The sequence below is a fragment of the Youngimonas ophiurae (nom. illeg.) genome (assembly GCF_049803795.1).
Classification (GTDB): Bacteria; Pseudomonadota; Alphaproteobacteria; order Rhodobacterales; family Rhodobacteraceae; genus Thalassobius.
The window spans coordinates 73,047-85,977 of the sequence record NZ_JBNAGJ010000001.1 but is presented as its reverse complement, the minus strand read 5'-3'; the positions used below and the strand labels follow the sequence as shown (position 1 = coordinate 85,977).

The 12,931-nt window shown below is 66.7% G+C and carries 12 protein-coding genes and 2 riboswitches; of the genes, 11 read left to right on the top strand and 1 reads right to left on the bottom strand.

Annotated features, from left to right (window positions below):
- The first annotated feature begins 55 nt into the window (after positions 1–55).
- Positions 56–290: riboswitch (cobalamin riboswitch) on the top strand.
- 97 nt (positions 291–387) lie between these two features.
- From ACP15O_RS00470 to cobJ, 7 genes are read left to right on the top strand one after another with little or no spacing between them, the layout of a single operon-like run.
- Complete coding sequence (locus tag ACP15O_RS00470; RefSeq protein ID WP_425094063.1) at positions 388–783, top strand: DUF1636 family protein; 396 nt, start codon at positions 388–390, stop codon at positions 781–783.
- On the top strand, positions 776–1,810 hold the full coding sequence (cobW, locus tag ACP15O_RS00465) for a cobalamin biosynthesis protein CobW (RefSeq protein WP_425094062.1): 1,035 nt from the start codon (positions 776–778) through the stop codon (positions 1,808–1,810). The genes ACP15O_RS00470 and cobW overlap by 8 nt, the downstream gene beginning before the upstream one ends.
- A gap of 6 nt (positions 1,811–1,816) precedes the next feature.
- Positions 1,817–5,059: a cobaltochelatase subunit CobN gene (cobN, locus tag ACP15O_RS00460; RefSeq protein ID WP_425094061.1), complete on the top strand. Its 3,243-nt coding sequence runs from the start codon at positions 1,817–1,819 to the stop codon at positions 5,057–5,059.
- Positions 5,056–6,198, top strand: a complete 1,143-nt coding sequence (cobG, locus tag ACP15O_RS00455; RefSeq protein ID WP_425094060.1) for a precorrin-3B synthase — start codon at positions 5,056–5,058, stop codon at positions 6,196–6,198. Before cobN ends, cobG begins: the two co-directional genes overlap by 4 nt.
- On the top strand, positions 6,199–6,828 hold the full coding sequence (locus tag ACP15O_RS00450) for a precorrin-8X methylmutase (RefSeq protein ID WP_425094059.1): 630 nt from the start codon (positions 6,199–6,201) through the stop codon (positions 6,826–6,828).
- A 2-nt stretch (positions 6,829–6,830) separates the two neighbouring features.
- Positions 6,831–7,547, top strand: a complete 717-nt coding sequence (cobI, locus tag ACP15O_RS00445) for a precorrin-2 C(20)-methyltransferase (protein WP_425094058.1) — start codon at positions 6,831–6,833, stop codon at positions 7,545–7,547.
- Positions 7,544–8,281, top strand: coding sequence for a precorrin-3B C(17)-methyltransferase (cobJ, locus tag ACP15O_RS00440; protein ID WP_425094057.1), 738 nt, complete (start codon positions 7,544–7,546; stop codon positions 8,279–8,281). The genes cobI and cobJ overlap by 4 nt, the downstream gene beginning before the upstream one ends.
- Here the strand turns inward: cobJ and ACP15O_RS00435 are convergent.
- The gene (locus ACP15O_RS00435) at positions 8,257–9,003 is read right to left on the bottom strand and encodes a cobalt-precorrin-6A reductase (protein WP_425094056.1); all 747 of its coding nucleotides are present in this window, start codon (positions 9,001–9,003) and stop codon (positions 8,257–8,259) included. The genes cobJ and ACP15O_RS00435 overlap by 25 nt on opposite strands.
- Here ACP15O_RS00435 and cbiE point away from each other — a divergent pair.
- The 4 genes from cbiE to ACP15O_RS00415 all read left to right on the top strand — a co-directional run bounded on the left by cbiE (position 9,002) and on the right by ACP15O_RS00415 (position 12,697).
- Complete coding sequence (cbiE, locus tag ACP15O_RS00430) at positions 9,002–10,204, top strand: precorrin-6y C5,15-methyltransferase (decarboxylating) subunit CbiE (protein ID WP_425094055.1); 1,203 nt, start codon at positions 9,002–9,004, stop codon at positions 10,202–10,204. The genes ACP15O_RS00435 and cbiE overlap by 2 nt on opposite strands.
- Positions 10,201–10,572: a cobalamin biosynthesis protein gene (locus ACP15O_RS00425; protein ID WP_425094054.1), complete on the top strand. Its 372-nt coding sequence runs from the start codon at positions 10,201–10,203 to the stop codon at positions 10,570–10,572. Before cbiE ends, ACP15O_RS00425 begins: the two co-directional genes overlap by 4 nt.
- Positions 10,569–11,354, top strand: coding sequence for a precorrin-4 C(11)-methyltransferase (cobM, locus tag ACP15O_RS00420; protein ID WP_425094053.1), 786 nt, complete (start codon positions 10,569–10,571; stop codon positions 11,352–11,354). The genes ACP15O_RS00425 and cobM overlap by 4 nt, the downstream gene beginning before the upstream one ends.
- On the top strand, positions 11,351–12,697 hold the full coding sequence (locus ACP15O_RS00415) for a cobyrinic acid a,c-diamide synthase CobB (protein WP_425094052.1): 1,347 nt from the start codon (positions 11,351–11,353) through the stop codon (positions 12,695–12,697). Before cobM ends, ACP15O_RS00415 begins: the two co-directional genes overlap by 4 nt.
- A riboswitch (cobalamin riboswitch) is annotated at positions 12,691–12,878 on the top strand. It overlaps the preceding gene by 7 nt.
- The last annotated feature ends 53 nt before the right edge of the window (positions 12,879–12,931 follow it).

The following is a 12,931-nucleotide window of genomic DNA, read 5'->3' as shown; positions in this document are numbered from 1 at the left end:
CCTTGTTTAATCCCCGTCCCCGCCCGTAGCGCTTGACAATCCCTGCGGACTTGCCGCAGTAACACCCTGTGTTGGTTCCTGTCTCAGGACAGGCGAAGAGGGAATGCGATACGCCGATATGGCCCCGTCAGGGCCCCGGCCAAGCGCAGCCGCCCCCGCGACCGTGACCGGAAAGGTTGCCTGACCACTGGCCTCTGATTGGGCCGGGAAGGTGGGTAAACCGCTGGGATGTTTGAAAAAACGCCCCTGAATCCGCAAGCCGGGAGACCTGCCAGCACAGGATGTAACGGGCGAACGGGGTGTTTCGCGACCGGCTGATGGTCTGCCGTTCGCACGCGCATTCCCTGCTGGCCTTCCCCCTTTTGCCACAACGAAAGTGAGGGAAGGATGACTCAGGTCACCGTCACCGTCTGCATCACCTGCCGCCGCGCAGGGCAGGATGCCGATGCCCCCGATTCTCAGGATGAACGGGCCGAACGGCCCGGCGCGCGACTGCTGTCCGCGCTGGCCGATTCTGATCTGCCGGCGGGTGTCGCTCTGCGTCCGGTTCAGTGCCTGTCGGCCTGCGCCCGCGGATGCGCCATGGTGATCGAGGGCGGCGCAGAGCGCTGGACTTATCTCTATGGCGATCTCAACCCCGACACGCATGTCCGGCAAATTCTGGACGGGATCGCGGCCTATGCGGCCAGCGCGGACGGTCTGGTTCCCTGGCGCGCCCGCCCCGAGGTTTTCCGCAAACAATCCATCGCCCGCATTCCCCCCAAAGAGGCCCCCCATGTCTGATCTGGTCAAAATCCCCGTCACCGTCATCACCGGATTTCTGGGGGCTGGTAAAACCACTCTGATCCGCCATCTGATGGCCCATAACCAGGGCAAACGCCTGGCCGTTCTGGTGAATGAGTTCGGCACGGCGGGCGTGGATGGCAATATCCTGAAAACCTGCGCGGATGAAAACTGCCCTGCGGAAAACATTGTCGAGCTGGCAAACGGCTGCATCTGCTGCACTGTGGCCGATGATTTCATCCCCACGATCGAGGCCCTGATGGCCCTGCCCGAAACGCCCGATCACATCCTGATCGAGACCTCTGGGCTGGCGCTGCCCAAACCCTTGCTCAAGGCCTTTGACTGGCCCGCGATCCGCTCGCGTATCACGGTGGACGGGGTCGTGGCCCTGGCCGATGCCGAGGCCGTCGCGCGCGGGCTGTTTGCCTCGGATCCCGGTGCCGTTCAGGCCCAGCGCGAGGCCGATGACAGCCTGGATCATGACACCCCCCTGTCCGAGGTCTTCGAGGATCAGATCGCCTGCGCCGACATCGTGCTGCTGTCCAAGGCCGATCTGGCCGGGGTCTCCGGCATTGCTGCCGCCCGGCAGGTCATCGACGCCAGAACGCCGCGCAAACTGCCGGTTCTGCCGATGGCCGAGGGCGTGATCGACCCGCGCATCGTTCTGGGCATTGGTGCCGCCGCCGAGGACGATCTGGATGCCCGCCCCAGCCATCATGACGGGCATCACGATCACGAGCACGACGATTTCGACAGCATCGTGCTTGAAACCGCGGAATTCGCCGATCAGGACATGTTGGAGGCCGCCGTCCTGCGCCTGGCGCAAGAGCAGAACATCCTGCGGGTCAAGGGCTATGTCGCCATTCAGGGGAAACCGATGCGCCTGTTGGTTCAGGCCGTCGGAGAACGAATCCGCAGCCAGTACGACCGCCCCTGGGGCTCTGCCCCACGCCAAAGCCAGCTGGTGGTCATCGCCGAGCACGACAATATCGACGCCGCCGCCATTCGCGCCGTTCTGGAAGGCTGATCCTGAATGCACGTCGTCTTTCGCGAAAGCCACGGGCTCGATCAGAGCGCCCTGCCGCAGGATTTGGGCCACAGCCCTGCGGACATGGTGGTGCTGTCCTTTTCGGACAGCGACCTGGGCGCTTTCGCGGCGGGGTGGCGGCAGGGGGGCGGGGCTTTGCCCAGCCTGCGCCTGGCCAATCTGGTGGCGCTGAAACACCCGCTGTCCGTGGACACCTATGCCGAACAGACCCTGCACGGCGCCAAGGCCATTCTGGTGCGTCTGATCGGTGGCGAAAGCTATTGGCCCTATGGGCTGGCCACGGTGCAGGATCTGGCGCGCAGGCGGGGCATTGCCTTGGCCATTCTGCCCGCCGACGGCCGCCCCGATCCCCGCCTAGAGCAGCTCTCGACCGTTCCGGAACAAACGCTTGGACAGTTGCAAACCCTGTGCGACACGGGCGGAGCCCTGGCCGCGCGTGCGGCGCTGACGCTCTTGGCGCGCAGCGCGGGGCTGCCCGCCCCCGATGCCCCCAAGGCTACCGCGTTCCCTCAGGCCGGGGTCTATTTGCCCAAGCACGGCCCCTGCCCGGCCCCTGCTCCGGACGGACGGCCACGGGCGCTGATCTCATTCTATCGGACCTACCTGACGGCGGCGGATACCGGCCCGGTTGACGCGCTGATCCATGCGTTCGAAACCCAAGGCTTTCAGACCATCGGCCTGTTTGCCGCCAGCCTGAAAGGCCCCGCTGCGCCGCAGGTCGCGCAGCTGATCGCCGATTATCGCCCCGCCCTGATCGTGAATGCCACCGCCTTTTCCGCCAAAGGCCCCGCAGGTCAGCCCTCGCCTCTGGAGGCAGCCGACGGCCCGGTGTTTCAGGTCGCTCTGTCCACATCCCGCCGCAAGGACTGGGCCGGGTCCGAACGCGGGCTTTCTCCGGCGGACCTGGCCATGCATGTGGTCCTGCCCGAGGTGGACGGGCGCATTTTCGCCGGTGTCGCCAGTTTCAAACAGCCCGAGAAACGTGACCCGGATCTGGAGTACAGCCGGTTTGCCCACAGGCCCGACCCCGCGCGCATCGCCGCCATTGCGCAGCACGCCGCCGCCTGGCACCGGCTGCGCAAACGGCCAAATACGCGTAAAAAACTGGCGCTGATCCTGTCCACCTATCCGGGCAAAACCTATCAGATGGCGCACGCGGTGGGGCTGGATACGCTGGGCTCGGCTCCGGTGATCATGCGCGCGCTGGCCCAGCAGGGCTATGATCTGCACCAGATTCCAGACCTGTCGCAACGCCTGCAAACCGCGCGCCTGCGCTGGCCCATGGCCGATTACCTGGCAGCCCTGTTGCGCCTGCCCGTAAGTTTGCAAAACGATCTGACCGCCTGCTGGGGCAGCCCGGAAAACGACCCTGCCGTGCACGAGGGCGCCTTTGAGTTCGTAGCGCTCAGGGCTGGGAACGCCCTGATTGCGCTTCAGCCCGAGCGCGGCGCGCAGGCCACACGCGCGGACGAGTACCACGACCTGAGCCGCACCCCGCGCCACGGCTATGTTGCCTTTTATCTGTGGCTACACGGGCAAAGCGACGCGCTGATCCATCTGGGCGCGCATGGCACATTAGAGTGGCTGCCCGGCAAATCCGTCGCCCTGTCGGAAACCTGCTGGCCCGAAGCGCTGACCGGCGCGATGCCAGTGATCTACCCCTTTATCGTGAATGACCCCGGCGAGGCCGCCCAGGCCAAACGCCGGATCGGCGCGGTCACGCTGGGCCATGTGCCGCCGCCTCTGGCGCATTCGAACCTGCCGCGCGATCTGGCCCATCTTGAAACTCTGCTGGATGAATATTCCACGGCCGACGGGCTGGATCCGGCCCGCCGGGACCGTCTGATCGCGGATATCCGCGCCGAGGCCCAGGGACGCGGTGTCGAGACCGATCTGGGCCTGCCCGAACAGGCCTCGGCCGCCGAGGCCATCCCCCGCATTGATCGTTTTGTCTGTGATCTCAAGGAAAGCCAGTTCGGCGAAGGCCTGCATGTGTTCGGCACCGGCCCGCACGGACAGGCCGAACTGACCGGCCTGCAACAGGCCCTTTCGGGGCGGTTCGTCCCGGCCGGGCCGTCCGGATCCCCCTATCGCGGGCGCAGCGATGTGCTGCCGACGGGGCGGAACCTTTTTACCACCGATCCGCGCGCCGTGCCCTCGCGGGCGGCCCATGCGCAGGGGATCAAACTGGCCGAGGAACTGCTGCGCAAACACCTGCAAGACCACGGCGACTGGCCCAAGGGGCTGGTGATTGATCTGTGGGGCTCGGCCACGATGCGCACCGCCGGCGAGGAATTTGCCATGGCGCTGCACCTGGCCGGGCTGGCGCCGCGCTGGGATACGCAATCGGACCGGCTGAACGGGTTCGAAATTCTGCCGCTTGCCCTGCTGAACCGGCCCCGGATCGACGTCACCCTGCGCGTGTCGGGCCTGTTTCGCGATGTGTTCCCCGGACTGGCGCAGATGTTTGAAACCGCCGCCGCGCAATTGGCGAAACGCGACGAGGAAACCGCCGATAACCCCTACAGCCTGCGCAGCCCACGGGTGTTTGGCCCTGCTCCGGGGCGCTATGGGCTGGGCATGGGCGCGCATCTGGACAGCTACTCTCGGGACAGTCGCGCCGCCGCGGGCGAGGCCTGGCTGAATGCCTCGGATCATGCGATTTCCGCAACCGGCCAGATCACCCCCGCCCGCCCGGAACTGGAGACCCGGCTGCGCGGCGCAGACAGTTTCGTGCACCTTCAGGATCTGCCGGAAACCGATCTTCTGATGGCGGCGGATTATGCCGCGCACGAGGCCGGATTTGCCGCCGCAATGGCCCGTATCGGTGCCCCGCCCCCCGCGCTGTATCATCTGGATGCCACCCGTCCGGACACCCCGCGCGCGCGCGCGCTGCCAGAAGAGATCGCCCGCGTGGTGCGCGCCCGTGCCGCCAATCCAGACTGGGTGGACAGCATGATGGCGCACGGGTTTCGCGGCGCAGCCGAGATGGCCGCCACGCTGGATCACATGGCCGCTTTTGCCCATCTGGCAGGGGCAGTGCCCGCCCATCTGTTCGATCTTTATTTTCAGGCGACACTTGCGCGCGAGGATGTCACCGCCTTCCTGCACCGCACGAACCCGCAGGCGCTAAGCGCCCTGCGCGATCGGTTTCAGGCCCTGCTGGAATCGGGGCTGTGGCAGACCCGCCGCAACGCCATCCTTGCCCGATTGGAAACCCTGCCATGACCGCGCCCAAGATATACGGCTGGTGCCCCGGCGCGTTGCGCCCCATGGTCTCGGGGGATGGGCTGGTGGTGCGTATCCGCGCCCCGCTGGGACGGCTGAAGCCAGATCAGACCGCCGGAATCGCCGCCCTGTCTCTGCGTCACGGAAACGGGCTGATTGATCTGTCCGCGCGCGCAAATCTGCAACTCCGCGGCATCCAGAAGGCCGAATATACGCCTCTGATCAACGGGTTAAAACGCCTTGGCCTGATTGATGCCGATATCCGGCGCGAAAGCCGCCGCAACCTGATGATCGCCCCGTTCTGGCGCAGGCAGGACGATACCTATCGCGTGGCCAGATCTCTTGCTCAGGCTCTGGCCCGGCCCGACGCGCCGGATCTGCCCGGAAAATTCGGGTTCGCCGTGGATTGCGGCCCGGCCCCCGTGCTGTGTGCCAGCCCGGCCGATATCCGGATCGAGCGCGCGGCCACAGGTTTGATCTGCCGCGCCGACGGGATGGAGATGGGCCTGCAAACAGACGCCGGATCGGCCGCGCAGGTGGCCCTGGATCTGGCAGACTGGTTCCTGAAAACGGGCGGGGCCCGCGCTGGACGAGGCCGCATGGCCCAGCATCTGGCCACCACCGCCCTGCCCAAACGGCATGACATCCCGCGCCTCGCTGCCGCGACGCCTCCGGGGCCGGGGGTGGGCACACATGGTGCGCTCGTTGCTCTGGAATTCGGGCAGATCCACGCCCAGACCCTGGCCGCGCTGGCACCTTTGGGCCCGATACGTCTGACACCCTGGCGGATGCTGCTGCTGGAACAGGCGCACAGGCTGCCCGCTCATCCCCAGCTGATCACCCATCCGCACGATCCGCGCCTGTCTATCAGCGTCTGCACCGGAGCGCCCGGCTGCAAACAATCGCTGTCCGAAACCCGTGCTCTGGCGCGCAAACTGGCGGGCGTTCTGCCGCGTTATGCGTCCAGGCCGGTGCATATTTCCGGCTGCGCCAAAGGCTGCGCGCATCCGCAGCCCTGCGCGGTGACGCTGACCGCAACAGGGCCGGATCGCTTTGATCTGATCCGCAATGGCCGCGCGGCAGATGCCCCCGCCCGAACCGGCCTGCACCCCCACGACATTCTGAACGGAGAGCTGTGAATGCCTCATATCTATGAAACCAACGGCGCGGCGATTTATGCCGAAAGCTTTGCCACCATCCGGCACGAAGCCGATCTGGCCCGCTTTGACCGCGACGAGGAATCCGTGGTGGTGCGGATGATCCACGCGGCTGGCATGGTCGGGCTTGAGGAACATGTGCGTTTCTCGGATGGGATGGCGCATACCGCGCGGGCCGCGCTGGCAGAGGGCGCGCCTATCCTGTGCGATGCCTTCATGGTGGCCGAGGGCATCACCCGCCCCCGCCTGCCGGCCCGAAATCCCGTCATCTGCACCCTGCGCGACCCGCAGGTGCCTGACATGGCCCGCGCCATGGGCAACACCCGTTCGGCCGCCGCGCTGGAATTGTGGCGCCCGCATTTACAAGGCGCGCTGGTGGCCATCGGCAACGCGCCGACAGCCCTGTTTCACCTGCTGAACATGCTGGAAGATCCGGCCTGCCCGCGCCCCGCCGCGATCATTGGCTGCCCCGTCGGCTTTGTCGGCGCCGCCGAAAGCAAAGAGGCCCTGATACAGGCCCCGCCCTGCCCCGCGATGATCGTGCGCGGCCGTCTGGGCGGCTCGGCGATGACTGTGGCCGCTGTGAACGCTCTGGCAAGCTGGAAGGAATAATCATGGGCAAGGTTATCTGTGTGGGCCTCGGCCCCGGTGATCCCGATCTGATGAGCGTCAAGGCCCACCGGCTGATCTCGGGTGCCAGCCACGTCGCCTATTTCCGCAAAAAAGGCCGCGCGGGACGGGCCCGTAAAACAGTCGAGGGGCTGATAAACCCTGCGGCGACCGAATGGGCGATGGAATATCCCGTCACCACCGAGCTGCCCTTTGACTCGCCCGAATATACGCGGCTTCTGTCCGGGTTTTACGATGACTGGGCCACGCGTCTGGCGGATCTGTCCGCCGCACAAGACATTCTGGTTCTATGCGAGGGCGACCCGTTTTTCTTTGGCTCTTTCATGCACTTACACACGCGCCTTCAGGGCCGCGCACAGATCGAGATCATCCCCGGCATCACCGGCATGTCCGGTTGCTGGACAGCCACGGGCACGCCGATCACCTGGGGCGATGACGTGTTGACAGTTGCGATGGCCACGCTGCCCGAACAGGAACTGGCCCGCCATGCGGCCAACACCGATGCGCTGGTTGTGATGAAGATCGGCCGCAACCTGCCCAAGCTGAAACGCGCCCTCAGCGCCGCCGGACGGATGCAAGACGCCTGGCTGGTCGAGCGCGGTACGATGCAGGGCGAGACGGTTCAGAAACTCTCGGACGCGCCCGAAACCGTCCCCTATTTCTCGATCGTGCTGATCCATGGCCAGGGGCGGCGCCCATGAGCGGCTGGGTTCAAATCGCGGGTCTGGGCCCCGGAGATACGCAGCTGATCACCCCAGAGGTACAGCACGCGCTGTCCCAGGCAACCGATGTCATCGGCTATATTCCCTACGTGCGCCGGATTGCGCCTCGTCCGGGGCTGACCCTGCACGCAACCGACAACCGGGTCGAACTGGAGCGCGCGGCACATGCGCTGGAACTGGCCGCGCAGGGGCATCGCGTGGTGGTTGTCTCTTCGGGGGATCCGGGGGTGTTCGCCATGGCCTCGGCCCTGTTCGAAGCGCTGGAGGCCGGGCCGGATCGCTGGCAGGATCTGGACATCCGCGTCCTGCCCGGCATTACCGCCATGCTGGCCGCCGCTGCCCGGCTGGGGGCCCCTCTGGGCCATGATTTCTGTGCGATCAATCTAAGCGACAATCTCAAGCCCTGGCCGCTGATTGAAAAGCGGCTCAGGCTGGGCGCGCAGGCCGATTTCGCCATGGCCTTCTATAATCCGCGCTCCAAAGCACGTCCCCATCAATTCGCCCGGACCCTGGACATCCTGCGCCAGGAATGCGGCCCCGATCGGCTGATCTCGTTTGCGCGCGACGTCTGCAAACCGGGGGAAACCCTGACCACCGTTCGCCTGTCGCAGGCACATCCTCAAATGGCCGACATGCGCACCGTGGTGCTGCTGGGGAATTCACAGACGCGGCAGGTGGGGCGGCATGTCTACACCCCCAGACGCTCCGGATGATCCAGCCAATGCAGCACCTGCTCCAGCCCTGTCAGAACCGTGCCAGCCGGCGCAACCGGACGATCCACCAGGATCACCGGCAAGCCCAATTCGCGAGCGGCCACCAGCTTTGCCATGGCCCCGTCCCCGCCCGCATTCTTGGCCACGATCAGCTGGATCCGGTGGGCGCGCATCAGCGCAATATCGCCGGGCACATCGAACGGCCCGCGTGCAATTTCCGCCTGCCAGTGCCGCAAGGGCACGTCCTGCGGCGCATCCACCAGCCGCAGCAGATACCGATGCTGAGACCGCGCAGAGAACAGCGCCAGCGCCTGTTTTCCGATCGCCAGAAACACCCGCGCGGGGGCCTCGGGCAGGGCTGCAACGGCGGCCTGCATATCGGAAACATGATGCCAGATGTCACCAGCGCCAGCCTGCCAGGGCGGGCGTTGATACGTCACCAGATCCACCCCCAGCGCCGCGCAGGCGGCCTGTGCGTTCCGGCTCATCCCAGAGGCAAAAGGATGTGTTGCATCAATCACTTGCCGCACGTTTTCAGCCTGCAAGAAAGCCTGCAACCCCGCGCATCCTCCGAAGCCGCCAACCCGTGTGGGCAAGGGCTGCGCGACGGGTCTGGCCGTCCGTCCGGCATAGGAAAACACCGCGTCCGCCCCGCGCTGTGCCAAGGCGCGCGCCAGCTCCGAGGCCTCGCTGGTGCCGCCAAGCAGAAGGATGCGCGCCATGTGTGAAAACCTCTCTGATCCTGCGTGGCTGACCCTGATCGGGCTGGGCGAAGATGGACTGGCCGGGCTGCATGATGCAAGCCGAAAGGCATTGCATGACGCCCAGCTGATTTTCGGAGGCCCGCGTCACCTGACCCTGGTGAACGCAGGCCCGCGCGGGCGGGCCTGGCCCGTGCCGTTTTCCATTGAGCCGGTGCTACGGGCGCGCGGCAAACGCGTGGTGGTGCTGGCCTCGGGCGATCCGTTCTGGCACGGTGCCGGAGGCAGCCTGACCCAGCACCTGACGCCCGCCGAATGGCAGTGCTTTCCCGCGCTTTCCTGCGTTGCCCTGGCCGCTGCGCATCTGGGGTGGCGGGCTCAGGATGTCCAGGCAGTCGCGCTTCATGCCGCTCCGTTCGAGCACCTGATCGCGCATTTGAACGCGGGGCAGCGCCTGTTCTGCACCCTGCGCGACGGGCTGGCCCCGCGTGCCCTGGCCCAGTGGCTGACCCAGCAGGGTTTTGGTGCCAGCCGCATGACGCTGCTTGCCGCACTGGGGGGGCCACGAGAGCAGATCCACACCAGCCGGGCCGATCGGTTCGACCTGCCCCAGACCCCCGCCCCGGTCATGGTGGCCTTGCAGATTGAGGGCCGGGCCGGCCTGCCCCAAAGCCCCGGCCGCGACGCCGATCTGTTCGCGCATGACGGCCAGATCACCAAAGGCCCGATGCGCGCCCTGACCCTGGCCGCGCTGGCCCCCCGCGCGGGGCAGCATCTGTGGGACATTGGCGCGGGCTCGGGCTCGGTTTCGGTGGAATGGGCGCTGGCGGCGACGGGGGCCAGTTCCTCGGCAGTCGAGCCCCGCGCAGATCGCATTCAGAACATCACCGAAAATGCCCGCCGCTTTGGCCTGCTGGACCGGATCACTCCGCATCTGGGCGCGGCCCCCCAGATATTCCCGCAACTCCCGCCGCCCGATGCAGTGTTTCTGGGCGGAGGCGGGTCCGAATCCCTGTTCCGCGCGCTGTGGGACATCCTGCCGCCGGGCACCCGCGTGGTTGCCAATGCCGTCACGCTGCAAAGCCAGGCCCTGCTGACCCGGTGGCAGGACGCACAGGGCGGCTCGCTGATGAAAATCGACCTGGCCATGGCGCAGCCTCTGGGGCGGGGCCAGGGGTGGCAGGCCGCGCGCAGCCAGCTGCAATGGAGCGTTCTGCGATGATTGTTGCCGGAATTGGAATGCGCAGCACGGCGCAGCAGGCACAGGTGCACGCCGCGCTGAAAATGTCCACGCACCCGATTGCCGCGCTGGCCTGTCTGGAGCAGCGGGCCGCGCCGCTAAGGCCACTGGCGCAACAGATGGGCCTGCCGCTTTTCACGCTCAGCGAACAGCAGATCGCGGGCGTTCCGACCCACACACAATCCCCCCGTATCCTGGCGCGTTTCGCAACCGGATCGGTGGCCGAGGCCACGGCGCTGGCCGCGCTGTCCCCTCAGACCGGACAACAGACCACACGGCTGATCGCTCCGCGCTGGGTATCCGCTTGCGGCCACATCACCATCGCCCTTGCAGAAGGATCCACCAAATGACCGTCCACTTTATCGGAGCCGGCCCCGGCGCGCCCGATCTGATCACCCTGCGCGGGCGCGACCTGATCGCGGCCTGCCCTGTGTGTCTCTATGCGGGTTCGCTGGTGCCCGAGGCGCTGTTACAGCATTGTCCGCCCGGTGCCCGGATCGTGAACACCGCGCCGCTGTCGCTAGATCAGATCATCGCGGAAATTCAGACCGCTCATCGGGCCGGACAGGATATCGCCCGTCTGCATTCGGGGGATCTGTCGGTCTGGTCCGCCATGGGCGAGCAATTGCGCCGCTTGCGCGCCCTGGACATTCCCTATCGGATCACCCCCGGCGTGCCTGCCTTTGCGGCCTCGGCGGCGGCGCTTGGGGCTGAGCTGACCCTGCCCGGCGTGGCGCAATCGCTGGTGCTGACGCGGACCTCGGGGCGGGCCTCGGCCATGCCCGAGGCCGAAACGCTGGAGAATTTCGCCGCCACCCAGGCCACGCTGGCGATTCACCTGTCCGTGCATGTGCTTGAGGATGTCGTGGCGCGGCTGACCCCCGCCTATGGGCCCGAGTGCCCGGTGGCCATTGTCTGGCGCGCCAGCTGGCCCGATCAGCGCCTGCTGCGCGCCACGCTGGCAACGGTGCTCGACGCCACGCAGGGGGAACGCGGCCGCACCGCGCTGATTCTGGTGGGGCCTGCCCTGGGGGCGCAGGATTTCGACGAAAGCTGCCTTTATGCCGGGGATTATGACCGCCGGTTCCGCCCCGTGGGCACGCACCCGCGCTTTCCGGAGGGCACGCAATGAGCCTGCCCTCTGGTCTGATGATCTCGGCGCCCTCTTCGGGGACCGGGAAAACCACGCTGATGCTGGGGCTGCTGAATGCGCTCAGCCGCCAGGGGCTGACGGTGCAGCCCTTCAAAAGCGGCCCCGACTATATCGACCCCGGCTTTCACCGGGTGGCGGCGGGGCGGCCCTCGTTCAACCTGGACAGCTGGGCCATGACGCCCGGCGATCTGAGCCAATGGCTGCAACAGGCGCAGGGGGCGGATCTGGCGCTGGCCGAAGGGTCGATGGGCCTGTTCGATGGCGTCGCCCGCCCCGGCGAGACCGGCAATGGTGCCAGCGCCGATATCGCCGCCCGGACCGGATGGCCGGTGGTGCTGATGCTGGATGTCTCTGGTCAGGCGCAATCGGCGGCCGCCACGGCGCTGGGGTTCCGCCAGATGCGGCCCGATGTCCGGCTGGCGGGCGTCGTGCTGAACAAGGTGGCCAGCCCCCGCCATGAACATCTGCTGCGTCTGGGCATGGAACAGGCAGGCATCCCGGTTCTGGGCGCGCTGCCCCGGCGCGGCGCGGTCGAGCTGCCCGAGCGGCACCTGGGATTGGTTCAGGCCGAAGAGCAGCCCCAACTGAAGGCTCTGTTGCAGGCCGCCGGGGATTTCATCGCCCAACACATCGACATTCCGGCCCTGCTGGCGGCGGCTGGCGGCACGCAGGCCAACGCGGCCCCGCTACATCTGCCGCCGCCTCCGGGGCAGCGGATTGCGCTGGCGCGCGATGCGGCGTTTTCCTTTGTATATCCGCATCTTCTGCACAGCTGGCGCCGGGCCGGAGCCGAAATTCTGTTCTTCTCGCCTCTGGCCGATCAGGCCCCGGACCCAAGCGCCGATACCTGCTGGCTGCCCGGAGGCTATCCGGAATTGCACGCCGGGGCGCTGGCGGCGGCCGAGCAATTCCACACCGGGCTGCGCCGCTTTGCTGAAACCCGCCCGGTCCATGGCGAATGCGGCGGCTACATGGCCATGGGCGCCGGGCTGGTCGACAAGGAAGGCACCCGGCACCGGATGGCCGGGCTTTTAGGGCTAGAGACCAGCTATGCCAGGCGCAAAATGCATCTGGGATACCGCCTGGCCCGGCTGAAGTCCGCGATGCCCGGCCTGCCTGCGGGCACGGCGCTGCGCGGGCATGAATTCCACTATTCCACAATCCTGGCCCAGCCGGATGATCCCCTGGCCCATGTCGAGGATGCCAATGGCGCCGAGGTGCCGGAAACCGGATCGCGCCGAGGCCATGCCAGCGGAACCTTTTTTCACCTGATCTCGGGGGCGTCCAGCCCCATCCAGAAAGGAGGCCAACCCCACAGATAACTCGGCCCGGCGGCTCCTATCGGTGCTTGCACCTGGGATGAAAAGGGAACGCGGTGCAAATCCGTGACTGCCCCCGCAACTGTAAGCGACGAGCAAACCGCACTGCCACTGAAGACCTCGGGAAGGCGCGGCCAGCGATGATCCGCAAAGTCAGGAGACCTGCCGCCACACGACATCCTGGCCCGTTTCGGGCCGTATCACACAATCGCCGTCGGGGAAGACGGCAAGGAGACT